Genomic DNA, 24,657 nt, shown 5'->3' with positions numbered 1-24,657 from the left:
AAAAAGCATGAGCGTATTGCTCATATGAGAGATGATAAAGAGTACAAGGATAATAAAGGCGAGATTTGGGAAGAGTTTTAAGCTATTGAGTTATTCATTGTTAAGGCATCCTGGATGCCTTTTATCTGCGTGCTTCATCTACTTTTTCGATTAACCTTCGTTTGATTTTATTGCCGGGCTGCTGGGCTTGCGAAGCCCAGCAAATGAAGGATGGTTTTAACCTAAAAATGCATGCAATAATTTATAGGCGATAATGGTCAGTATCGATGCTGCTGGCAAGGTCAAAATCCAGGACATAAAAATATTACGGATAACAATAAGATTTAATGCACCAATACCTCGTGCTAAGCCCACACCAAGGACGGCTCCTACCAATGTTTGGGTGGCTGAAACCGGGATTCCAGTACTTGTAGCAACTACTACCGTACTTGCTGCAGCAAGTGTTGCTGCAAAGGCACGACTAGGAGTTAATGCAGTAATAGCGCTGCCTACTGTTTCTATTACTTTCTTGCCATACATTAACAAGCCAGTTATAACGCCAACACAGCCTAAAAGAATGATCCATGCCGGATAATTATTTGCATCAAATACCTGATTTGCATTCATTACCAGACTATATACTATGGTTAGTGGGCCAACAGCCAGAGCTACATCATTCGAGCCATGGGCAAAAGCCATAGCACAGGCGGTCATTGCCATTAAAATTGCAAAATATTTTTCAACCTGGATGAAACGCTCCCTGCGTCTGATTTTGGGATTCTCTGGGATGCGTTTTATGAAAATCATCCCAATGATAGTAATAATAATGCTGGTTGCCAGCGTAACTGCCAGATCCTGTTTGAAATTCAAATGAATATCAAAGTGATTCAGACCTTTAAACACAGTGATAAACGATAGAATGGATCCGATGAGGAACAGGTAGATAGGGATGTAGAGTTTCGCTTTTGCCAACGGATTCTTTTTTACAAAAATTGTTTGTTGAATGCTGATAAACAAAGCATAAGCTGTAATTCCGGAAATCATTGGGGAGGTAACCCAACTAATAGCAATTCGCCCCACTTGATCCCAATGAACGGCATCTGTTCCTAGGACTACGGCACCAAAGCCAACCATAGAGCCAACGAGAGCATTGGTTATCGAAACCGGAACCCCCAAATAGCTGGCCAGATTCATCCATATGGTGCAAGCGAGCAGAACGCCAAGCATGCCTTCAATGAGAATTAAGGGCTCATTTGATAATTGACTGGTATTAATGATTCCATCACGCATGGTTTCAGTAACCCCATTACCCCCTAAAAATGCTCCTGCAAATTCAAAAATTATGGCAATGAGCATGGCTTGGCGAACGGTTACTGCTTTTGAGCCCATGGTGGTGCTCATCACATTGGCTAAATCATTAGCCCCAACACCCCAAGTCATTAAAAAACAAAGAACAACGGCAATTAAAAGATAAACTATTGAATAATCCATGGGAATATATTACCTGGCTATTAGAATTTGAAGTCGACCACCAACTGTCTGAGCATGGTCGGCCAATTCGCCAATCCATTGGACGAGCTTATACAAGAACATAATATCTATTGCAGATAATTCCTGTTCCAGTTCGAAGATTTTATGTCTGATGTCAGCAAGCATTTTATCGCAGTCATGCTCAATCTCATCAAGTTTAAGGATCATTTCCTCAACAATTTTGACTTCACTGCCTCTGAACCCTGTTTCCAGTAATTCATCCAGTTCATTAATCGCTTTACATGCTTGCTTGGACGCATCCAGGCAACGATGTAAGAAGGGCATGAAAACAGGGATCAATGGTTCTGGAATGGTCATTTTTCTGCTGGTAATTAATTCAGCAATATCCTCTGCTTTATTTGCAATCTTATCCTGAGCGCTCAGGAGTTCGAGTAAATCTGTGCGCGATACTGGCAAAAATAAGCCAGTAGGCAGATGAAGACGTAAATCACGTTTGATAAAATCAGCCTCTTTTTCTAAAGAGATAATTTTATTTTTTATGTTCTTTGCGGTTTTCCAGTCTTTTTTAAGGACTGCCTCAAAAAATGGGTATAATTGTTTGGCACATTGGTGAGCCTTACGAATGTGTTGTTCGATTGGTTTGATTGGCGATGGCCCAAACATATTGAAAATGCTGCCCATAGTATTCATATCTCAGAAGATAGATTGAAGCGATTATACCCAAACTTTTGCAGGAACAAAACCTCTCATTTAAGTATATCCCATCAAGTTGCATATTTCAGTGCTACAATACAAGAATAAAGGATGTTCTTCGCTAGTAAACACAAGGAGTGTTTGATTATGAATCGATGGTTGATTGGTTTATTATTTTTAGCCGGAAGTGCCTTTGCGCAAACGACCATAACGAAAATGATTGAGTTGAACTACATACAGGCTGATAAAGTAGTGCAGTTGTTACAACCATTAATTGATTCAGATGAAGGCGAGAGAATAAGTGGGGCGGGTCAAACGTTGATCGTAGTTGTTAATCCACCTACTTTGACTAAAATCCGAGAAATACTGCATCAGCTTGATGTGCCGCCGGTTACGTTTAATATTTCCATCTATCAGGGTGATCCTAATTGGTTAAGCCAGCAAAACAATAATGATGTGGTGTACAGCACGAATCCACAATCTCAAGCGCAACGCAGTCAATCAGTGAAGGTAATGAGTGGAGAGTCAGCTTTTGTTTCTACTGGTGAGCAGGTTCCAATCGTCAGCTCAGTCGGTGTGGGCTTCTTTACCGGTGTTTCCTATCAACAGCATAATATTCAGAATGGCTTATTAGTTCAGCCCGTCATGCAAGGGAATCAAGTGAAATTATCAGTCAAACGAGTACGTGAGCAAGGAAATGCGGCTGGTGGACAACAATTTGATAATCAACAGGTGAATACTACTATTATGGCTCCATTAAACAAATGGGTACCGTTAGGCAGTGCAGAAGGTGCTCAGAATACAAACTCTTCTTCCACCTCATTTACAGCAGGGAGGCCTTTTTCTCAAAACTCGACCTTATACATTAAAGTTTCTGTTGTAAATGCCATGCCATCGGGCAGCAGCAAATAAGCATCATCTTGGATAAAGAGAATTTATTTGTGTTCTTGGTTATTTGTGTGTTTATTGGGCTCTATGTGATTAAATTTAGAACCATTTATGGTATATAATTAAATTGAGCGTAACACTTTTTTTGGAGGGGGGATCTAATGGCTATTATCAGTTCACTTGCGAATCATTTGTTGATTGCTATGCCCTCGTTAAATGATCCTAATTTTGAACGAACTGTAATCTATCTTTGTGAGCACCATGAGCAAGGCTCTGTTGGCCTTATAATAAACAGGCCGATGCAGTATCCTTTATCTATTGTTTTTGAGCAGTTAGAGATTGAGCCTATTCGTGTAGAACAAAATAGTATGCCGTTGTTATTTGGAGGACCTGTTCAACCAGAACGAGGTTTTGTGATTCATAAACAAGTTGGAGGTTGGCGTTCCAGTTTGTTTTTACAAGATGAGGTGACTGTTACTACCTCAAATGATATTATCCGCGCCATTGCTGATGATAAAGGACCGAAAGACGTGCTTGTCACTTTGGGTTACGCAGGTTGGACAGATAATCAATTGGAAAAAGAAGTAATGGATAATGTGTGGTTAGTGTGCCCTTATAAGTCTGAAATTCTTTATGAAGTACCATTTAATGAGCGTTGGGAATACGCCGGATTAACTTTAGGGGTAAAAATGAGTCAACTTAGTTCTGATGCCGGTCATGCCTAGTGGGGTTTTTCTGGGATTTGATTTTGGTTATAAGCGCATTGGTGCTGCAGTTGGCCAGCGGCTAACCTGTAGTGCCTCTCCTTTGTCTACTATTGATGCCAAAATGGGTGTTCCTGATTGGAACATCATCCAAAAGATGATCTCTCAATGGCATCCTGAAGCATTAATCGTTGGTTTACCTACCTGTATTGACGACAGTGAGCTTTATACTACCTCGGCTGCGCGTCGATTTGCAAAGCAATTACGTAAACGTTTTACCATGCCTGTTCATTTAGTTGATGAACGATTATCTACTGTAGAAGCCCGCGGACAATTGTTCGAACAAGGTGGTTATCGGAAGTTAAAAAAAACAGAAATAGACAGCATTGCCGCATGTGTTATTTTGGAGCAATGGTTACAATATCCTGAGTAAATTAAACTGACTACAGCTCTTCACCATGGAATCACTATGACCCATTTTCTCGAAATCAGTCAATTGTCACGCCAGCAGATAGAAGCAGTGCTCCAGCGTGCTATCGCTTTTAAACAACAACGACATGTTCCTGCTTACAGACACCATACTGTAGCGAATTTATTTTATGAAAACAGTACAAGAACTCGTGTCAGTTTTGAATTGGCTGCGCAACATCTCGGAATGCCTGTGATTAATCTTGATTTGCAGCATTCTTCAGAAAGCAAAGGGGAAGCGATAGAGGATACGATTAAGACTTTGTCTGCAATGGGGATCGGCTATTTTGTGATGCGACATAAACAAGAGGGATTACAGCAGCAATTAGCGGATAATCTGGGAGATTCTGTTCACATTATTAATGCGGGTGATGGAACGCATGCTCATCCAAGTCAGGCTATTCTTGATACTATGACTATTTTGGAGCAAAAGCCGCACCTGGATAAGTTAAAAATAGCGATTGTCGGGAATATTAAGCATTCTCGAGTGGCTAATTCATTTCAATGCATTTGCGCTAAATTAGGGGTTGGCGAATTAGTTTTAGTTGCACCTGAGTTGTGGCAGCCAGAAAAGGTGCATTTTGGACGAGTAACCAATAATTTACGTGATGGCTTAGTTGATGCTGATGTGGTTATTTGTTTACGGGTTCAGCGAGAACGCCTGTCTGAAACCGAACATCTTGATGTAACATCTTACAGAGAACAATTTGCTTTAACCTCTAACAGTTTAGCTTACGCTAAACCTGATGCCATGGTAATGCATCCGGGGCCTATGAATCGAGGTATTGAAATAGACAGTGATGTTGCTGATGGTGCTCAATCATTTATCTTACAACAGGTATCCAATGGAGTTTATGCTCGAATGGCTATTTTTGACTCATTGATTGCCAGTTAGAATGTACATTATTTAATAATCTCATGGGATAAAATAGGCCGCATAAAAGCTCCTCTTTGCGAACGTTAATGAAGCAATCCGGAGTAAAACGCAGTACTGGATTGCTTCATTAACGCTCGCAACGACAACTTATTTGCAACTCACTAAAAATTAGTCCTTCTTATTTAGGTGTTTGTAATGCTTGTTTATAGGATAAGGCTTGTTGTAAGAACTTAAGGCTTACATGCTTGCTTTCATTCATGTCTGCTATAGTTCTAGCGACTTTGAGCAGTCTATGATAACCGCGAGCTGACAGCTTCAATTTATTCATGGCCTCACTTAAAAAGGTTTGTTCTGCTGCACCTAATTCGCATACTATTTCACATTGTTTGGCACTTAAATTGGCGTTGGTGCAATTTTGTCGTTCTAGTTGAATTGTACGAATGTGAATTACTTTTTCTCTAATCAGAGGACTTAATTTATCAGTATTAATATTAGGTTTGATGAGTTCTTCCTGTGGTAAGGCGTGAACGGTAATGTGCATGTCTATGCGGTCTAACAGAGGGGCCGATAATTTAGTTAAATAACGGCTGATTCTATCTGGTGTGCATAAGCAGTTAGCTTGAGCATTGCCCCATTGACCACAGGGGCAGGGGTTCATTGCTGCCAACAATTGAAATTTTGCTGGAAATTCTGTCTGAGCCGCAGCTCTTGAAATACAAATATGTCCTGATTCCAACGGCTCTCTTAATGTTTCGAGAACCTGTCGATTGAATTCGGGTAATTCATCCAGAAACAATACGCCATGATGTGCTAATGAAATTTCTCCAGGTTTTGGCGGGTTGCCGCCACCAACTAAAGACATCGGTGATGCGGTATGGTGAGGGGCGCGAAATGGTGGAGTACGCCATTCTGAGAAATTGGGTAGTTTTCCACGTATTGAGTTTATTGCGGCACATTCCAGAGCTTGAGTTTCGGATAATTCAGGTAAAAGAGTGCTAAATCTTTTGGCCAGCATGGTTTTACCACTGCCAGGAGCGCCACATAATAAAATGCTGTGTTCACCGCACGCAGCAATTTCCATGGCATTTTTCGCATGAAACTGGCCTTTAATGTCGGACCAATCCACATCATGGTCTGTGATATTGAGTTCTGGTCTTGGAGGAAGACTTTGTAAGGGGGCATCGTTGCACAGAAAATGGCAGACCTCTCTTAGATTATTCGCGGTTAACACTCCTTGATGCCCCGTCAATGAGGCTTCAGAAGCATTTGCACTGGCAATAATTAATGTTTGTTGGTCTTTGTGAGCGGCTAATACGGCGGGAATAATGGCAGAAACACCTCTTAGCTCTCCGCTTAATGCCAATTCGCCTATAAATTCATATCCTGCTAATTTGTGCTGAGGGATCTGACCTGAGGCAGCAAGAATGCCCAGGGCTATAGGCAAATCAAAACCGCTTCCTGATTTGGGTAAATCAGCCGGCCCCAGATTTACTGTGATTCTGCGGCAGGGAAATTCAAATTGACTATTAATAATCGCGCTGCGAACCCTGTCTTTACTTTCTTTTACCGCTGTTTCGGCAAGCCCGACCATAGTAAAACCGGGTAATCCATTTGATAGATGTACTTCTACTGACACTGGTTGTGCCAGAATGCCGATAGTGCTACGCGTTTTGGTAAATGCGAGATTCATTATGTAGTTTCCTGTTTTGTTGGACGTTAGGCTGTGTTGTTCCTTAACAGCCTCTGTTATTCATTTTTAAATCATGATGTATGACAGTTCTTTTGTAACACACTGGTGCTCAGTTCATAGTACCTGGGATGATTCCGAATTCAATCCGAGGTCGATTGGAGCATTTAAAAAATAGTACTGGCTTTTATTTTTTTTGTTCTTTAAGTAATTCATCCACCTGATTCTGTAGTTGCTCCAGTTTTTCTCTAGTGCGGGTGAGTACTTTGCACTGAACATCAAATTCATCTCTGGTAATTAAATCCATACGGGTGAATGTTGCCTGCAGAATATCTTTAAATTTTTGTTGGATGTCATTTTCAATATTTTGTAGACTGAGGGGAAGAGCAGCAAATAATTTTTGAGCTAACTCGTCAAATTGTTTCGGGTCAAACATAGTTACTCCATATGGGTTAATGGTGACAGTCTAACAAAACTGTCTATCAAGAACTATACCCATCAGAGTAGCTTGAGCATTATTACAAAAATAATAGGATTGATATGAAAATGATTACCGCAATCATTAAGCCCTTTAAGCTTGATGATGTACATGAAGCATTGATAGAAATAGGTGTTCCTGGGATTACCATATCCGAAACTCGAGGTTTTGGGCGTCAGAAAGGGCATACAGAGTTATACCGTGGGGCAGAATATGTTGTCGATTTTCTCCCAAAAATTAAAATAGAGTTGGCTGTGCCAGACGAAATGGTGGAAACGGCAATAGAGGCTATTTGTAAATCAGCCTATACGGGTAAGATTGGTGATGGCAAGATTTTTGTTTATGAGTTACAACAGGTCGTTCGCATACGCACCGGCGAACTCAACAACGACGCCCTTTGAGTGGTTGTATTTGGCGCATCTTAAGCGAAAGGTATGTCTGAAAAAATGCTCATGTACCTGATGTACACTGCGCTTTTTTCAGACATACCTTTCGCTTAACCTGCACTCAAATCCAAGCCACTCAACATTGGGATTCGTTCTATAAAAAAATGATGTATTGCGCTTCGCTTATACAGGGCACTGCCATTAAGTTAATGGATTTTGGCCGTCATCCTGAGGAGCTTGCGACGAAGGATCTCCGGCTTCAGGAGAGTCCTCGCTATGCTATGGATGACGTGCTTTTTTAACTTAATAGCTGGGAGGCTTATGATTTTGGATGGCGCCAGTATGTGGTTTTTTGGGTTACTACTGCGTCTAGTGGCACATCCCAGGCTTGGGGCTCTAGATAATCTACGTGTTGGAACTGGTAGGCTGCACCGATGAAGGTTCCTTTTTTTTGCTGTTCCAATGTCCTATCGTAATAGCCTGCTCCCATGCCTAATCGTGTACATCGGGTATCGAAGGCAACCAGGGGCATAATGATCAGATTGATGTCTTCGATGGGAATGGCCTGTTCGCGGCTGACATCGGGTTCTGGGATACCGTATTTATTATTTATAAATGGGGTTTTGGGGGTTGCTGGTAAAAAAGATAGGGTTTGATCCTTGTTTAATGCTGGAAAATAACAAAATTTACCTTGTAAAGGTGCACTATTCCAGATGCTGGTTAGGTCAACTTCTCCATTGACGGCAAAATAAAGCGCTATGGTTTTTGCTTTTCTATATTCTTCAAGTGCTCGTATTCGGGTACAAATTTGATTAGAGGATGAAGAGCGATTTTGAATGGATAATGTGGATCGCACCTGCTTTATGGCGTTTCTTAATGCAACTTTAAAATGGTCTGGCATAAAATTACTTTTTGTTATTTCGCTTTTCTGATTATTAGTTTTTTTATCGATAAAGTTCAAGTAATTATACCATTGGTGTATCATTTGTTACCATGGTGTCAGGAGCCGTTGGCCACGCGCTTTAGTCTAAATTTATAGAAAAAAAATAAAAAAAACTAGGCAAAAAAATAAAAATGAGGTATATAGCCGGCTGGTATTTTGTTCCACTTGATAAAGTGAATTAACGAATTTGTGTTAACTCTCTGAGAGAAATAAGCATGACAGACTTGTTTGAAGAAGATGAAGAAGAAATAATTGAAGTTGGAGATGATTTTGAAGAGGTAGAGGTAGATACTGAATTTACTGAACTACCAGCTAATGGTTTGGATGCTCGAAGACGCCTTGAAAAAATGCTGGAAGAAAAGCGTTTGCGTGATGAGCTTGATGATTTTGTAGACTACTAAAGAATGGGTTCTTAATGCATACACGGGTAATAATAGAAAAGGGTGATGCTATACCCGCATTTGGCATTGATGACCGAATTTTTTTTGGCGAGGGATTATTTGAAACCATTAAAGTGGATAGCTCAATTCCTTGCTTTGCACATCTGCATTGGCAGCGATTGCTTGATTCTGCGCGCCAACTGGGTATCCCTTTTGAGCTTTCCGCTGATGATTGGTTTGAACATCTGACCCAACAAATTAAACGAGATAATTTGTATCATGGTGGAATCAAAGCCATTTTAAGTGGCGGCTCCGCTCCCAGAGGTCTTGCTGAGAGGGGACAGGTCAGCCAGCTCATGTTTCAAACCTTCAATTATTCCATTCGTAATCATCCTATTCGATTAATCAGTGTCCCATGGTTACGGGATGCAACAAATCCTGTTTATCGATTGAAAACTGTAAATTATCTGGAAGAAGTTTTAGCGCGTCGTCATGCACTTTCGCTCGGGGCCGATGATGCTTTGTTTTTTAATTTACAGCAGTACGTAACCGAAACGACTTGTGCCAATCTGTTCTTGATTAAAGACAATCAAATCATAACGCCTTGTTTGGAACATGGGGTTTTGCCGGGAATTACTCGTTCTCGTATTTTAAAATTATGTGGGCAACAGGATATTTCTTATAGTGAAACAGCAGTGACTAAAGCAATGTTTGAAGATGCTGATGCGGTCTTTATTACTAATTCATTACAAGGTCTTCGGCGCGTGCTTGCTATCGATCAGACTATTTTTGAGGTAAATCATGCTTTAATAGACAGGTTAATCACCTTGCTTTCTGCGGATGAACTTAATAATGCAAAGAAACAAAACAGCTATGCCAATGAGTAAAATTCCGCCATTGCGATAAAAATGACCTGGTCTGGAAAGAGCATCCATCCCTATATAGCCAAAGTAGGTATAAATAATTTCTGCAGGGATTAAAAAAACAAAGGTAGTTAGCAAATACAGGCGAAACCGGATGCCGGTGATACCCATACCGTAATTGACCAGATTAAATGGAACTATTGGAATCAGGCGTAACAAGGCTACGAACAACCATCCTTTTTCATCGACCCCCGCGATTAACTGATTTAGTTTTTCTCCTTTTTTATTAGAAAACCAGTCATACGCAAGATGGCGAGTAATGAGGAACGCTAAACCAGCACCGGTGGTCGCGCCAACCAGGTTGAGCAACAGGCCAAATACGGGCCCAAAAATAGCACCTCCAGCTAAAGTAAGTACCATGGTGGGCAATAATAATAAAGATGCCAAACAGTAAGTAATGATAAAAAGAACTGGCGCTATCCATCCCAAGTCATCAATTAGTTTAATGATTTCAAGTGAATAATGTTGAAAAGTAATGGCACAGGCAATAAAAGCAGCCAAGACTAAAATAAAGCATGTTACTTTAAAAAGATGAAACGTTTTACAATTCATATTTGCCACTTTATTACAGGTTCAGAATAGTCGCAAGTAATCTGATGAATAATTCATTCTGCCTTGCTACAAATGCTTCATGTGAATGTTTTTATTAAGGGTATCCCCATTCTCTATCGCTCACTGCCATTATGTTAAGAACAGTACGTCATCCTGAGTATAGCGAGGGATCTCCTGAATCCCGGGAGAGCCTTCGTCGTTTACTCCTCTGGATGACGGTTAAAATGGCAGTGTCTCTATGCTTCAGATTGCCGCATTCCTCAAAAAAGTTTCAACAATTTATCTTCTATCAGATCAAATATTTCACCGGGAATGTATGCGTTTTCAATATGGTGTTTTTGGAAAAAACCGTGAGGATTAGCTTTTAATTCACGCCACGTCTGTACTTGTTGAAGACTAAGGATTAGATCAGAAGGAATGTGGGCTCCATGTTCTTTTTGCTTGATAAAGAATTCAGCCCACTGTGTTGCTGTTTTTGTTTTAAATACACATGGAGAAGAAAATAGAATTTTTATCGTTTCCAGGTTCTTTTTTTCATTTTGCTGAATCGTGTTCAGATGCTCCTTCAGCCTGCTCTGTGTCATTTGTTTATTCTTTGTTAACGCATCCATTTCTATCGAGGATGTCTGGACTTGTTTTTCCTGTTCCTGAATGTCTTCCAGCTGCTTATACAGCTCTTGCATTGAGTTCTGAGTGGGTAAAGCAAAGCCAAGCAATTGCAAATGTTGTAGTAATGGATCCAAAATGCCTCCAGCGCTTTCCTTCATACCGGTATCTAATGCTTCGTTCATTATTTGAGGGTACATTCTAAAAATAAGTGCCAAGCTAGAAGCTGCTTGCTGTTTACGCTGGATTAGAAAAGGAAGTGTCTCAGCATACCCCTTTTCGATTACAAATTTTACGGCCTGACTGTAATCATCCATATGCACTTCAGCACTTGCTTTATTAATACACCTATCCATTAATAACGTGATTAGAATATTAAGAATATTATAAGATCGAGATGAAGACATATAGGTAGTAAATGAATGGGGATTCTCTTGATATTTAATCCATTTAATGTGTTCCTGCGTCAGTCGTTTGATCAAATCATTGTCATTTATTGATAAATCGAAATATTTATTTTGCAACAACAGCTCTATTATCTTTTTCCAATCATAGCTCCGTTCGATTACATCTATAAGTGCTTCAGGATCATATTGATGAGGTGTATGCACCTCAAGGGAGAGTAATAACTGGCGCAAGTGCCGTGTAGCCCATCCGCTGGTTTTAACGCTATTGCCGTTGCACTGTTCGGCAACGATTTTTTTGATTAATGCGTGATTATACTCCCCTGTTATCCTATGTTCCTGATAACTCTGGTCAGAACTTAATCCCAAGGTATATTCGTCATTGGTAATAAGAAGAATTGACGTTTCGGCGTCGTGCAGTACTTTTTCTTTAAGTTGATAATATTCCTCTGGTGTTTGCGGTATTAGAATTTCATAGCTTTGTTCCTGGGTGGCAATGCTATGAGAAAAATCATTTGCATCACTCAGATAATAATTTAACAGAGCTTCTGAACCAGGAGGCAATAATTTAAAATGAGCTGTTATTTCCTGGTCACTGTTAAAATATGTGCGGTATAACAAATCTAATGCATTAATATTTTGGTTTTTTATGGCAGCATGAAAGAGCATTTCCTCGTTGAGGCAGTCGCTTTGTATCTTTATTAAAGAGCTGAGCAAATTGATATTGTTATGTTGTATAGCAAAACAACCTAGAGAACTAAGTAACGCGAATAAATAGGCATCCTCTTCACCTGCGTTTTCTTGGATCATCATTTGAGGTTGATGTTTGGTCAAATGCAGGTGTATATGCTCCATGAGCACATACACAATGGATAAATCACCATTGTGAATAGCGACTTGAAATGCGCTGTATATGGATTGTGCGGAGATGCCTGGCGTAGTATGGAGTAACCAATTAGGATAAGTTCCCTCTTGTCGTGCATATTTTATCGCAAAATTGATTATTTGTGCGTGATGTAAGCCAGTGGAATGGAAGTTCGCGTTGTCCAATAATGAGTGCTTAAATCCCTGTTCTTCATAAAACCCGTTTTTATTTTTAAATGCCAATAAATAAGGCGGTTGGTTTAATAATTTTTTTGTTCCTTTAGGGTATTTTTTTTTAATAATCAAAAGTTCCGATCCATCTTCTACTGCTTTTTTATTTTCAGGGGTTGGTGAACCATGAATCTTCCTTACTTGTCCGCCTAACAAGAAACGTACCTTGTGCAGTTTGCCTTTCTCTGCTGCTAAAACCAGGGCGTCAGATTTGAGTGCAAATATGGGGGATCTTGTTATTTTATCCAACCAAGGAATGAACTTCATGTATTCTTCAACACTGGAATTATCCTTTGTTATAAAGTCAATGAATTGCTTTTGATGGACATTTTTAGCGTGAATCACCTTTTTTTCATCAGTGAAATTGGGAGAAGATTCAAGATAGTTTTGTTGGATTTTTCTTAATGTTTCAATGTGTGCGTCGGAGATCCCAATTTTTTTTTCGTGCACATCTTGAGGGAGGCCTATTGGGGCTAAATTCTGATTTTCAATTGCCATGGCATTGTCTAAACGAATTTTTTTATTACTTGTTTCATTTTTCCCATCATGTCCCAATTCCCTCTTTTTGGGATTCTGTGCTCGAAGGTAGTCTGTTTTTTGCTTATTAAAATTATCTACGATAGCGTAGGACTTTTTATGGGTAACCAGGTCGTCGAGAATCATTTCTGGTGCGGTTGCCAAATGTTCGGCAAGCTCAGTACATATATGGGATACTCTATCTACACTTAAATTGCGAAGAAGCAATTTATCTATTTTGTTTAAAGTAGCTAACACAGGGAGAAGACAATGGATAGCATCTAAAGATAAATCATCGAAAATAATTGTTTTGGTTGTTCTGTTTTTCAAACAGGCACCAAGTAGCGTGGTTGCAAACAGATCCTGATTATCCGCAAAAAAACCGAAATCAACGTCACCAGTAATAATTAATGTTTCAGGAGTTTCACCGTTACTAATTTTTCTAATTAAATCGGTGTTAATTATTTCATGATCACTGTCGTCTTTAAGATATTTTTCACGCATGTCTGCATACCTTTGTGTTCAAATTAAGAGCAGTATATCATAAATCAACTTGATCGGTCTTTTTTTGTTCATTTTTGTGGGGTATCTGTATCTTTTAGGTATTGGATTGATTTGCGGTTTAGTGCGCATAACTGACACGTTGACTTGGCAGTGGGGGCATTATCCCTGACACCGCCTGTTATTCTGGTTAATCCCCGTTCATTATTTATTTTTTCAATACATAGCTGCCTGGCGCATCCATTATGGGTGTTAACGGAAGGGTGTTAAAATCAGGGGCAGTAATGGACTTTCCTGAATGGGCTTTGAGCCATTTTAGCCACTCTGTCCACCAGGAGCCGGGATGTTCAACTGAATGCTCCAGCCATTCTTCGGGAGACGCCGGACTGCTGTTATTTGTTCGGTACCCATATTTTTTTGCATTGGGGGCGTTGACTATGCCTGCTATATGTCCCGAGCCTCCTAATACAAAGCGTTTTGGTCCGCTCATCAGATGGAATCCAGTGTATGTGGTTTTCCAAGGCGCTATATGGTCCTTTTGGGTGGATAGGAAAAATGTTGGGACATCAATGGTTCTTACATCAATGGGAGTATGATTGAGATGAATTTTATTGGGTTTGACCAAATCATTATTTAAATACATCCAGCGCAAGTATTGGGAATGCATAGTGGCTGGCATGTTGGTTGAGTCCGCATTCCAATACAGAATATCGAACGGAACCGGAGTTTTTCCGCGCAGATAATTTTTGATGAAAAAAGACCAAATCAGGTCATTGGCTCGCAGCGAGTTGAAACTGGATGCCATGAGTTTGCCATCCAGATAGCCTTTGGAGTCCATTTCTGCTTCCAGTTTTTTAATTTGCTGTTCATCAATAAACACCGCAATATCACCTGGATCAGTAAAGTCTATCATTGCCGCCAGGAACGTAGCGCTGTTTATCGATGAATCCTGATGTGCTTTATTGTAGGCCAATAGAGTAGCAAGCAAAGTTCCACCGATACAAAAGCCTAAAGTATTTACTGATGTGACATTAAGTTGTTTTTGAATGGTTGCAATGGCCGTCATCGGGCCTTCTTTTAAATAGTCATATAAGCCTTTTTTGGCAAAATTTTTATCCGGATTAACCCAGGAGATAATAAATACGGTTATTCCCTGAGCAACCAGCCATTTGATTAATGAATTATGAGGGCTTAAATCCAATATATAATATTTGTTGATCCATGGCGGAATAATGAGTAGAGGGATTGATTTTACCTTGGGTGTTTGAGGGGCATATTGGATCAGCTCCATCATGCTATTGCGATATACTACCTTGCCAGGGGTTGTTGCCAAGTCCACGCCTAGGGTAAATGCTGCTGTATCACTCATTTTGATATTTAATCGTGAAGAATTCACCTCCAGATCTGAAAGCAGGTTGTGTAGGCCGTGTAACAGGTTCTTACCACGACTTTGTATGGTTTCTGTAATGAGTTGAGGATTGGTATGAACAAAATTTGCAGGTGATAGCGCATCCAGATATTGCTTGGTAAAAAATTTCACACGTTTGGCTAGATTTTTATCGCTATACTCCATTTTATCTAATAAGGAGTTCATGTGTTCATTGGCAAGCAAGTATTGTTGGCTTAACAGATTAAAAAACGGATTATTAAGCCAGTCCTTGCCATTGAAGCGATTATCTTCGATGGGCATGGGTTTGCCTTCCAGCCAATGAGTTAATTGGGTCTGGGCCAGATTAACCGCATCGTTCCAATAATCCAGCTGCATTTGCCATACTTTTTCCGGATTTTTTAAAATAACGGTAATTAAACTTTGAAAATTTTCTGTTAACTCAATAAATTTACTCAGCAAAACGGGGAGCTGATTGGGCATTTCCTTCAGGTCTGAAATAATCTGCAGACTTTTCTCTGCAACTGATTGCATCAGATCATTGATTTCTTTGTCATGAGTCATCCTGTCTCCTAAAGACAAATAGTTGTATTCTTTATTCTTGTCCTTCATATGCTACTTTAGCAAGTGTAAAATCAAATTTAAGTCTTAATTGGTCTTTAAGTGGTCATTATGAGTGTTTTGTGCTAGATTTTTGAATAATATTCAAAATAATGTGACGCATGATGAAAAAAGTCATTTTCTACACACTGGCTGTTATCGGGCTCTACTCTGTTTTGTTTTTTAGCTATCAACTAGTGGTCCCTCGGGCAGGGATGACCATGTATGGGGGCGCGCAAACTGCTTATCGGGCACCTGATACCGCAGGTTCTATCCCGGCAGATGAGGCTGCGATGAAAGCAGGGAATATATCCCTGGTGCCGTCGGAACCCGCGATGAAACGAATGATTATTCGCAATGCGCGCATTACATTGCAAGTGAATGATCTATCTCGAGCTATAGATGATATTACCAAAATTACAGAAAAATCAAATGGCTATGTTGTTTATTCTGATTTCAATGATCCTTTGTATGGCGGCCGATATGCGGAAATGAGTATTCGTATACCTGCTAATGGCCTAAATAGTATGATGAATGCATTAAAAGGATTGGCTGTGAAGGTAGTGCAGGAGTCAGTCACTGGGGAAGATATTACTGAGCAATACGTTAACCTGGAGAGCGAGTTAAATAATTTACAAACAACAAAAACGCAATTAACGAAAATCATGCAAGGAGCAACCAAAACTCCTGATGTATTGCAGGTATTCCAACAACTCAGGAGACTCAAAAGAAAATAGATGTTCTGGAAGGGAAAATAAAATATTTCAAAGAATCAGTCGCTTATTCATTAATTACTATCAGTTTAAATATGAATCCTGCCATCCTGACGGCTAAGGATTCCAGTTGGAATATATCTGGGGTAGTTACAGAATCCTATCATTCCCTCATCAACGGAGTGCGGCAATTTACTTATGGAATCATTCAATTTGCAATATTCTTTCTTCCCATGATTTTGTTATGGGGATTGTGTGTCTTAATTTTATTTTTAATCGGGCGGTGGATTTATTTGAAATTAAAATAGGGTCAATTGACCCTAAATTCGCTGCTGGATTTATTGTGATGGTACTTTACGAAAACCTACTGCAAACCTGTTCCAGCCGTTAATGGTTATAATGGCCATAGTAAGTGCTACGGTTTCTTTTTCGTTAAAATGTTTGAGCAGTTCTTGATATAAATGTTCCGGAGCATGTGTTTCAGACAGTAAGGTCACGGCTTCCGCCCATGCCAAAGCTGCTCGTTCGCGCTCGGTAAAAAAAGGAGCTTCATGCCATACAATTACGGCATTGATTCTTCTTTGTGATTCACCTGCTTTCAACGCGTCGCTACAATGCATATCGACACAAAAAGTACAGCCATTGATTTGGGAAACACGAAGTTTTATCAATTCAAGCAGTATCGGTTCCAGGCCACTATGATTGACAAATCCTTCAAGAGCCATCATTGCCTTAATTGCTTCAGGAGAAACCTTATAAAAATCTATTCGAGAATCGGTCATTTCATTTCCATTTGAATTGTTAATGAGGGAGCTTTAAGTATATGTTACATTGTTAAAAAAGCTTAAGAAGGGTGTTTTCTTATGCTATTTTCTGTTGCAGTAAGATAAATGCTTGCTAAAGAACTGATAGGTAAATTAATTGGAAACATATAAAGGTAAAACCATGGGCAATAGGGGCTATATCATCAGATTGATTTCAATTCTAGTTCTTAGCCTTTGTTTTCTCAATCAATCGTGTGCAGGGAGCGATATTGATTCCGAGCGTTCTATCCAGAAAGAAACACATCAACGTGAACTGATTGTTTTGATTCATGGATTAATGCGCACTTCAATGAGTATGACTTTTTTAAAATCATACCTGGAACATCAAGGGTATCAGGTTTACTCTTACAGCTATCCTTCGGCAAAATACACCATTCGAGACCATGGCCTTTATTTAAAGAACTATATTGCTCATTTGATAGCGGAGAATCCTGGGGCCAAAATTCACTTTATTACTCACAGTCTTGGGGGAATTATTTCCAGAGAGGCTATTGCCTTTCTTACCAAGAATCAATTGCAGCATATTGGTTACCTGATTATGATGGCGCCACCTAATCAAGGCTCTTTTCTGGCAAAAATTTCAACACAATTTTTTCCCTGGTTTACCTCACCTATAAAGCCTTTAGCTGAATTAAGCTCTGATAAGAACTCTTATGTACATCATGTTCCTGTCCCAAATATCAAAATGGGAATCATCGCCGGACGCTTTGATGCGAAGGTTCCTCCGTCTTCTGCAATGCTGAATGAAACGACCGATTTGGTGGTAATTAATTCTACTCATACCTTTATTATGAGTAACTTTGAGACAGAGAAATTAATCTTGAATTTTCTGGAAAAAGGTACTTTTGATGAGTGATGAACCATATTCTTCAGCGAATAAGTGCAACAATAAAACTCGCCAATGGAACTGCTGAGCTAAGAATCAGTATGAATACTAATGAGCTCAGAAGCGGGGTGGCAATCAGTTCATTTTGTCCGGGCAACTCTTTTTCTTTGATAATCAGATAAGCGAGTATGAGCAGGCCATAAAAGTGAAAAGAATAAATGGTCGCTCGGGTGAAAATATGGGGTATATGACCAATTCTTACATAGTCAAATGGAAAGTTGAGTAAAAATAAACAAAGTAGCCAAAGTCCTAAAGCCAGTGATGGCGCATTGTTTTTTTGCACTTCTTTGGACCAACTTAGTGCTAAGGGTAGGATAAGCAGAGAGAAGTAATAAATCCAGCCGAGGGGACTGAGTAACAGCATGAAGACTAAGGTGAGGCTGAATCGATAATGATTTGTTGCGTGATTGTTCGTGCCTGTCCGTAAGAAGTGATAATAGAGGGCGAGCGTGATAGCGAATACTGGCACATAAATCAATCTGATCGTCATACGCAGCTCATAGGGAACATGATAACTAAAAGTAAACAGCCGGAATAAAAAACCATAAATGCTTGCATTCCAGCTGTCTGCGTACCAGGATATATTATTCATTAATGTATAATAATGCAGGTAAATTTGTGGGCCATAAAAGAATAGAGGGATTATCCAGCAACAAAGAAAAACAAAAAGCATGATAAACAATAGTTTAAAACGACGCTCGGACAGCACGAAAAAGAACAATAATCCGGGGAAAAATTTTATCGAAATAATAATTGCCCACAGTATTCCTGCCAAATAATCACGTTCTTGTAAGTAATAATAGTAGCCTGACATGATGAAAAAAAATAAAACAGCCCCCATTTGCCCTACAGCGAGATTCATAATGGTTGAGAAGAGCATCATATAAAGAAGCAGCAAGCCCAAGCCATGTTTGCGTAGGCTGTCTTTTGAAAAAGCGAAGGAAAAGGCAAGGCCTGCTCCAATTAATCCGGATATGAAGGAAAACAAACACCACAAAAACAGAGCGGCATGATAGCCTAACAAGCCAAAAGGATAAGTCAAAATGAGAAAGAAAGGGGGGCATAAATTATTAGATAATGTCCTGGGAATGGGTAAATAGTCCGCCACTAATGCTTTATAAGGATTTTCATCATGCATTATTGCCAGAACGGATGAATAGAAGGTGCTGAAATCCAGCTTGAATTTATCCTGAAATATCAGATAAAAAAGCAATATATAGGTAGTAAGTACCCAAATGACGATAATTGGTTGCCAGACTCGCTTATTCATCTTGTTCTAATTGCCAGGTTAATCCTCTACCGTGATGTTTCTGAGTGGCGGCATTGGGGTAAATTATGAATCGGCACGTCAATGGCGCTTCAAATTTGGTCCTCATTTCAAGAACGTGTATTTTTATTATCAACAGTAATCTTGCTCCTATTTATCACAGAGAATTAATTTAATGAAATATATTCATATAATTTATAGAGTTATGGGTAATAGTCAGGCTCCTTAGGGGTTCGGGTGTATGGCGCAACTACTCGTACTTAAATTATGCTGAAACAGCATTAAAGCAGAGAATACGGTTGTGCTAACCGGGATATTACTGCTGGTGTTGCCGCCATTGCCCAACTGGCCAGAATTATTCTTTCCCCAGCAGTACACTTCTCCCGTTTGTTTCAGCGCGCAGGCATGGGATTCTCCTTCGGTTATCGCTACCACATTCAGACCTAAAGCACTGGCGCTGACCTGCACCGGCGTGTTGCTCGGGGTATTGTTGCCATTTCCGAGCTGGCCATCGGCATTTTCTCCCCAACAATACACATCTCCCGTTTTCTTAAGGGCGCAGGTTTGGGAAGACCCGCCTGTTATCGCTACCACATCGTGGCCTAAAGCACTGGCGCTGACCTGCACCGGTGTGTTGCTGTTGGTGTTGTTACCAATACCTAGCTGTCCCAGGGAATTCTCCCCCCAGCAATAGGCTGCCCCTATGGTTTGAATACTGACAGGGACTGTAAGTGTATTATCAGCCTGGGTAGCCTGAACGACCAAAGGATTAAAAATGCCGGTAGCGGATACACCAGGAATCGTGTAACTAAGTGTGCAGATTTGCTGAGGGGCCAATGTGGTTGGACAGTGATTGTTAAAATAAGACTGCCAGCCAAACGGTAGCTGAATGGTTAATGCGGTAATGGCACTCCCTCCAGTATTTGTGAGGGTTAAGATGCCACTGTCACCGGTTTGTAGTGTTAGCGATGTCACCGGACTGCCAAACTGACTTAATTGCAAATGCCCGGGAGTGGCCGGGGCGGTGGCGCGACTCACCTGTAATTGATTGTCGGAATCGGGCCAATAACATTGATTGGGGTTTCCCTGTTCGCAGAGGACCGGGCCTTCATGAAACCCATTGGCAGGCATTTGGCTGCCGTTTATCGTCAGGGTAAGGAGGCAGGTGCTGCCTTTGCCTTCCAGATAACAGGGAGAAGCGCTTAAACCGGTAGTCGTTGGCATTATCAGTTTTTTTGCTTGTTGTGACTGGCTGGTTACCGTGTACTGTACCGTGACCGTGTTACCGGCTGAAACGCTAGCCTGCTTCGGATTGGGTGCCGAAAACGTCCATACGGGCATTGTTGCTTGCGTTGTGAAGCTGATGCTGCTCATGAAGCCAAATACCGTATGATTGTTTTTTTCATGGTGTCGTCCCTAAGTCTACATCAATAGTTTGCGTAAGAAGCTATTTGATAAAGTCCTTGGTTTAGATAATGGTTTTATCAAATAGCTCCTTGCCAGTAATCCGTGTTCATTTTGAAGATCTGGTGCTATGGAGTTTGTGTTCTGACGTAATAATTCAAAATATCATTCTTTTATGTATCATGAGAAGTACATGCCGGTCAAAAGGTTCTGTTGCAAAAAGTTTTCAGTCCAGATAAATGCTGGATTTTTTCCTAGGTTCTGTGAACCAATTTTTTATCGTAAAACCTGTCGTTGCGAGCGTTAGCGAAGCAATCCAGAGTGATGCTTCACTTCGTTCTCAACGACGACTTATGTACAACGAATTAAAATTTCATTCACAGAACCTAGGAATGTCAACGATGATCAATTTTACGTGGCGTCATGGTGTTCCCCATGTGGTCATTTTTTCTCGAAGGTAGAGGTATTTATTAGTTCAATAACTTTATTCTCCTCCTGCTGAGGTGCAAAAAATCGATTATCCGGTGCCAGCAATTGCCGTTGTTGCATGGGAGTTGAATTATTCATAGGCTCCATATTAAAACCTAATAATTGTGCGAAATGATGTAACATTTGTTGTTGCATTTGAATCTGCTGGTTTTGTAGCTCCAGTTGTTTGATTATCTGGGCATTCACTTGTTTGATGCTTATCACTTCTTTAATTGTATCCATCGCCGCATGTTTTAATTGTACTATTGCTTTGTGATCATTTTGAGCTAATTTGAGTGCCCTTTGCTCTCTGTCACGGGTGATGGCGCCAATGTCTATTTTGCTGGCCACAAGTTTGTTTTGTTGCTCTAAAGTTAAGTTTTTAGGATTACCATAGAGTAGAATAGCGGACGTTATCTCATTGACCCCATTGTTCAATGCTAAATCAAGTACTGTTTGTCCTTGCTTGTTCTTTCGTTCACAATCTAAAGAATAATGTGGGATATCAAGATAACAGGCATGAAACATCGCTTCTAGAAGACGGGTTACTTTCGCGCTGTCTTTAGTATTGACCAATTGATGTAATAGGGTATTTTCATTCATATCTTCAGGCACAGGGTTTAATACCAATTCTGGATAAATAGCAATAATATCTGCTAATAACTGGCTAGGTATTTGTGGCGAATTTAATAAAGTGCGCAACACGCTTAGTGAGGATTCCGTCATGAGCAGCTCATCAACTTTTGCACGTTGCTTTTCATCAAGGTAGGTAAATAATAAGGGATCTCGCTCTCGAGCGACTTCTAAAACGGTATGACTTAACCAAGAATGAGTTAAAAAAGTATCAATCATAGCCATTGAACCTTCTTTTACCGCCAATAGCTGTACTTTTTCTAAATGTTCCAGGGCATTTTGTTGTATTAGGAATTGAACCATATGAATCTGGTTAGTACTAATTGCTAACTCTAAAGGAGTAATTTCCCAAGCATTTAATTTATTATCCAAGGTAAATCCTTGTTCCAATAAATGTTTCATTAATTCCATATCGCCGGTTAATGCGGCCAGATGAGGCGGGGTTAGCAATTCAAGACGTGTTGACGTTGGATTTATTGTAGGATGAGGGTAACCTAATAATGAAAGCCATTGCGCCAAAGAAGTAGTTGGGTATATATTTCCCCTAGCAATAGGCCTAAACGGGGTTAATGGGCTGGCTAACCATTGGTTGTTACCAAGGTCCCACACTCCATGACCATGAAACTCATCTAGATTATATCCAAAGCCGCCTATAGATATAGAAAACGTCCCTGACCCTGACCCTGACCACCATCCTTCATTCTTTCGAGAAATATAACCTGTTGTCACTATCCCCGTTTCTGCCACTACGAAGTGTTTATTTGGGGAGGCTTCATAAAATTTTGTGCAGTGTGTTCCCCATTGTTGTAAAAGGGGATGAGAAGAATTCCCCAAGAGATTGGCGGTGTTTTTATCAATGTAAACTAAAATATTGTTTACAGAATAAGGATATTTAACTGCTTTTATTGCATTGGCCAATTTAAGCTGTTCTTCTGCCATTATCGCTGGTATTGCATTAGTTTTTAGCCTCTCTTGCAGTTCTGTTTTAATATTTTCAATTTCAGTGGTAGTTAGGGATGACAAGTGCTTGGGCATAATAAAATCTCTTTGTTATTTAAATAATGAAGAAGTACAACGGTCAGAATTTGAGCTTCGACAGTCACCAGGATTAGAAGAGCTACAATCCTGATATCGGCTGTCGCAGGCTCTATCCCAACCACGCCCACCTTCACCTCGATTATCTCCGCCAAAAAAGGAAAAATTATGACGAGGGGGTTTGGGGCGCTCCCTGAAATCACCATGCATATAATTTGAGAAAAAAGTTGCATATCGAGATGCTTCTTCTGCGGTGTCAAAGTCATACGTAGGTCTTGACTGCTGGGTAAATTGAGAAAAATCCGTGGCACGAGTTGAAGCAAATGCCTGAGTAAATGTATTTTGACTGCTCGCCAGATTGTGTACATGTTGAGACAAGTCATTTGTGGAAGAGGAGGGAGTTGTTAGAGTCTGGCTCATGCCTGCTGATGAAGCACTTGATTGCTGCAATCCGGTAAGATGATTTTGTAAGCGATCAACATCCGCACCTTTAGTTATTACGGTATTCGTTAAGGATTCAATAGAAGAGCGGGATGCGGCAAGTAATTGATTTATCGACTGAGTTTGTTGATTAAGGGTAGATAAATATAAATCATATGGGTGAGTATTGGCAGGTTCTGGGATAGTGGTCATTAAATTGGACAAATGTTTTTGTCTGGTCTCTGCTTCAGATTGTTCTGTGGCCTTATTATTGCCTTCAGCTGGCGTGCTGTTATAGGTAAATCGACCAATACGAGCACCACTTTCCATCGTTGTTATGGTGCCGTTTAATGTGCTGGTGCGTATGTTTTCAGAATAGACAGGCTTAATCAAATCATCACGTCTATTCATATTATAAAGCCATTGCGTTGCTTCGCCGCCAAAATAATAGCCCGCTGCCGAACCCACAATACCACTAACAATAACTGCAGCCGTTTGGCCTATAGGTGATAGAGGAGCGCTGTATATGAGCGCTGTTTGGGCTGATAAAATACCTAAGCGGGTTGCTCCTGACCAGCCACCAGCAATGCGACTTGCTTCACTATAGGTATTGGTAAAATCGTGTGTTTGCACACTGTGTTGGTATTCATTATAGAGACTTTGAGCATCCAATATCGCGCCCATCCCTGTTAATCCATGCCCTGTATATTTCGCAGCGTTCCAGATGTATGCGCCTTTGGGGTTATAAATAACATCATTCAGGTTTGGAATGATTGGCTCTTTGTAATTGGGGTTCGGGATAAAGGCAGCTGGGTGAGTTCGTTGCGCTCTATAATATCCAGCAGCGAAAACTGGTTTTCCTCCGATAGACTCTAGCTCAATGATGCCCGCATCAAAAACATCCACAGGCCATGCTCCTTTAATATCCTGAGCTTTAATTTTATTGGGAAAAGCAATTTCTTTTTCATATTTGAGATAATCATTATAAGCTCGAACTTCCGAAGATTTGGTAGCTAATCTAATAAATTCTTTTGTTGCATCTATTCCTTTTTCTGAGGGAGTTATTTCATACAGGAACGTTTGTTGTTGAATCGCTTTGGAAGGGAGGGCTCTGGGAAAGGTTAATGCTGATTTTTTTGAGACTGAGGCAGATACGAACCCCGATTCTTTATAAAAATTTCTATTTTCACTTGTACCATATATATGTAATTTTAGATTGGTATCGTTTCCTTGACTCAGAAAGCCCTGATTGAAAATTTCAGATGGTCCTCTTCTAGCTCCACGATAAACTATGGTAACAGGGTAGCTGGCATCAATAGCAAAATAGAGAGGAGCATGGTTATTTGATTTTTCAATCTTCTGATTATTGGGAGTGGTAATTGCGGATTGTTCTGCATCGGATTCTTCAATTTCATAACCCCATCGTCCAGTCTCTTTTTTCTCTAATCG

General features: G+C 40.2%; 21 protein-coding genes and 1 pseudogene. 9 read left to right on the top strand and 13 right to left on the bottom strand.

Features of this window, described 5'->3' with window-relative positions; translation table 11 throughout:
• Positions 1 to 216 precede the first annotated feature (216 nt).
• Complete coding sequence (locus tag Q0495_RS11940) at positions 217 to 1,470, bottom strand: inorganic phosphate transporter (RefSeq protein ID WP_298626625.1); 1,254 nt, start codon at positions 1,468 to 1,470, stop codon at positions 217 to 219.
• A gap of 9 nt (positions 1,471 to 1,479) precedes the next feature.
• Entirely contained in the window at positions 1,480 to 2,133 is a 654-nt protein-coding gene (locus tag Q0495_RS11935) for a TIGR00153 family protein (RefSeq protein ID WP_298626622.1), read from the bottom strand.
• Between the two features lie 174 nt (positions 2,134 to 2,307).
• Here Q0495_RS11935 and Q0495_RS11930 point away from each other — a divergent pair, with 174 nt between their 5' ends.
• From Q0495_RS11930 to Q0495_RS11915, 4 genes are all read left to right on the top strand, one after another.
• Positions 2,308 to 3,075, top strand: a complete 768-nt coding sequence (locus Q0495_RS11930; RefSeq protein ID WP_298626630.1) for a secretin N-terminal domain-containing protein — start codon at positions 2,308 to 2,310, stop codon at positions 3,073 to 3,075.
• Between the two features lie 137 nt (positions 3,076 to 3,212).
• Entirely contained in the window at positions 3,213 to 3,776 is a 564-nt protein-coding gene (locus Q0495_RS11925) for a YqgE/AlgH family protein (RefSeq protein ID WP_298626619.1), read from the top strand.
• Positions 3,769 to 4,188 carry a Holliday junction resolvase RuvX gene (gene ruvX / locus Q0495_RS11920; protein ID WP_298626616.1) on the top strand — a complete coding sequence of 140 codons (420 nt, stop codon included), beginning with the start codon at positions 3,769 to 3,771 and terminating at the stop codon, positions 4,186 to 4,188. Before Q0495_RS11925 ends, ruvX begins: the two co-directional genes overlap by 8 nt.
• Before the next feature lie 36 nt (positions 4,189 to 4,224).
• Entirely contained in the window at positions 4,225 to 5,118 is an 894-nt protein-coding gene (locus Q0495_RS11915) for an aspartate carbamoyltransferase catalytic subunit (protein WP_298626614.1), read from the top strand.
• A 160-nt stretch (positions 5,119 to 5,278) separates the two neighbouring features.
• Here Q0495_RS11915 and Q0495_RS11910 read toward each other — a convergent pair whose 3' ends face one another.
• Together Q0495_RS11910 and Q0495_RS11905 are read right to left on the bottom strand one after the other, a co-directional pair.
• Positions 5,279 to 6,790 (bottom strand): YifB family Mg chelatase-like AAA ATPase, encoded by a 1,512-nt coding sequence (locus tag Q0495_RS11910; protein WP_298626612.1) that lies wholly within the window; start codon positions 6,788 to 6,790, stop codon positions 5,279 to 5,281.
• Between the two features lie 184 nt (positions 6,791 to 6,974).
• Positions 6,975 to 7,223, bottom strand: coding sequence for an accessory factor UbiK family protein (locus tag Q0495_RS11905; protein ID WP_298626609.1), 249 nt, complete (start codon positions 7,221 to 7,223; stop codon positions 6,975 to 6,977).
• A gap of 104 nt (positions 7,224 to 7,327) precedes the next feature.
• Here Q0495_RS11905 and Q0495_RS11900 point away from each other — a divergent pair, with 104 nt between their 5' ends.
• A complete protein-coding gene (locus Q0495_RS11900; RefSeq protein ID WP_298626605.1) occupies positions 7,328 to 7,666 on the top strand; it encodes a P-II family nitrogen regulator in 339 nt (112 codons plus the stop codon).
• A 304-nt stretch (positions 7,667 to 7,970) separates the two neighbouring features.
• Here the strand turns inward: Q0495_RS11900 and Q0495_RS11895 are convergent, their stop codons facing one another.
• Positions 7,971 to 8,552, bottom strand: a complete 582-nt coding sequence (locus tag Q0495_RS11895; protein WP_367274415.1) for a 5-formyltetrahydrofolate cyclo-ligase — start codon at positions 8,550 to 8,552, stop codon at positions 7,971 to 7,973.
• Between the two features lie 257 nt (positions 8,553 to 8,809).
• On the opposite strand from Q0495_RS11895, the gene Q0495_RS11890 reads away from it, so the two are divergent.
• Positions 8,810 to 8,995 carry a PA3496 family putative envelope integrity protein gene (locus Q0495_RS11890; RefSeq protein WP_298626599.1) on the top strand — a complete coding sequence of 62 codons (186 nt, stop codon included), beginning with the start codon at positions 8,810 to 8,812 and terminating at the stop codon, positions 8,993 to 8,995.
• 14 nt (positions 8,996 to 9,009) lie between these two features.
• Positions 9,010 to 9,861, top strand: a complete 852-nt coding sequence (locus Q0495_RS11885) for an aminotransferase class IV (RefSeq protein WP_298626597.1) — start codon at positions 9,010 to 9,012, stop codon at positions 9,859 to 9,861.
• Here the strand turns inward: Q0495_RS11885 and Q0495_RS11880 are convergent.
• From Q0495_RS11880 to Q0495_RS11870, 3 genes are all read right to left on the bottom strand, one after another.
• A complete protein-coding gene (locus Q0495_RS11880) occupies positions 9,793 to 10,449 on the bottom strand; it encodes a VTT domain-containing protein (RefSeq protein ID WP_298626594.1) in 657 nt (218 codons plus the stop codon). The genes Q0495_RS11885 and Q0495_RS11880 overlap by 69 nt on opposite strands.
• Positions 10,450 to 10,709: 260 nt before the next feature.
• A complete protein-coding gene (locus Q0495_RS11875) occupies positions 10,710 to 13,574 on the bottom strand; it encodes a hypothetical protein (RefSeq protein WP_298626591.1) in 2,865 nt (954 codons plus the stop codon).
• Positions 13,575 to 13,779: 205 nt separating this feature from the next.
• Positions 13,780 to 15,522, bottom strand: coding sequence for a class I poly(R)-hydroxyalkanoic acid synthase (locus Q0495_RS11870; RefSeq protein WP_298626588.1), 1,743 nt, complete (start codon positions 15,520 to 15,522; stop codon positions 13,780 to 13,782).
• 158 nt (positions 15,523 to 15,680) lie between these two features.
• Here Q0495_RS11870 and Q0495_RS11865 point away from each other — a divergent pair.
• Positions 15,681 to 16,579: pseudogene (locus Q0495_RS11865) on the top strand (DUF4349 domain-containing protein).
• 30 nt (positions 16,580 to 16,609) lie between these two features.
• Here the strand turns inward: Q0495_RS11865 and Q0495_RS11855 are convergent.
• The gene (locus tag Q0495_RS11855; protein WP_298626582.1) at positions 16,610 to 17,053 is read right to left on the bottom strand and encodes a carboxymuconolactone decarboxylase family protein; all 444 of its coding nucleotides are present in this window, start codon (positions 17,051 to 17,053) and stop codon (positions 16,610 to 16,612) included.
• Positions 17,054 to 17,192: 139 nt separating this feature from the next.
• On the opposite strand from Q0495_RS11855, the gene Q0495_RS11850 reads away from it, so the two are divergent.
• Complete coding sequence (locus tag Q0495_RS11850; RefSeq protein WP_298626579.1) at positions 17,193 to 17,951, top strand: alpha/beta fold hydrolase; 759 nt, start codon at positions 17,193 to 17,195, stop codon at positions 17,949 to 17,951.
• A 13-nt stretch (positions 17,952 to 17,964) separates the two neighbouring features.
• Here Q0495_RS11850 and Q0495_RS11845 read toward each other — a convergent pair whose 3' ends face one another.
• From Q0495_RS11845 to Q0495_RS11830, 4 genes are all read right to left on the bottom strand, one after another.
• On the bottom strand, positions 17,965 to 19,251 hold the full coding sequence (locus Q0495_RS11845) for a glycosyltransferase family 87 protein (RefSeq protein WP_298626577.1): 1,287 nt from the start codon (positions 19,249 to 19,251) through the stop codon (positions 17,965 to 17,967).
• Positions 19,252 to 19,473: 222 nt separating this feature from the next.
• Entirely contained in the window at positions 19,474 to 20,622 is a 1,149-nt protein-coding gene (locus tag Q0495_RS11840) for a hypothetical protein (protein WP_298626576.1), read from the bottom strand.
• 471 nt (positions 20,623 to 21,093) lie between these two features.
• Complete coding sequence (locus Q0495_RS11835) at positions 21,094 to 22,788, bottom strand: ankyrin repeat domain-containing protein (RefSeq protein WP_298626573.1); 1,695 nt, start codon at positions 22,786 to 22,788, stop codon at positions 21,094 to 21,096.
• A 15-nt stretch (positions 22,789 to 22,803) separates the two neighbouring features.
• Positions 22,804 to 24,657 (bottom strand): hypothetical protein (locus Q0495_RS11830; protein ID WP_298626570.1); only part of this gene is annotated, 1,854 nt, incomplete at its 5' end.

Origin of the sequence: uncultured Legionella sp. (genome assembly GCF_937871865.1) — a bacterium.
In the GTDB taxonomy this organism is placed as follows: Bacteria; Pseudomonadota; Gammaproteobacteria; order Legionellales; family Legionellaceae; genus Legionella.
The sequence above is the reverse complement of the archived record's forward strand: the minus strand, read 5'-3'. Positions and strand labels throughout refer to the sequence as shown.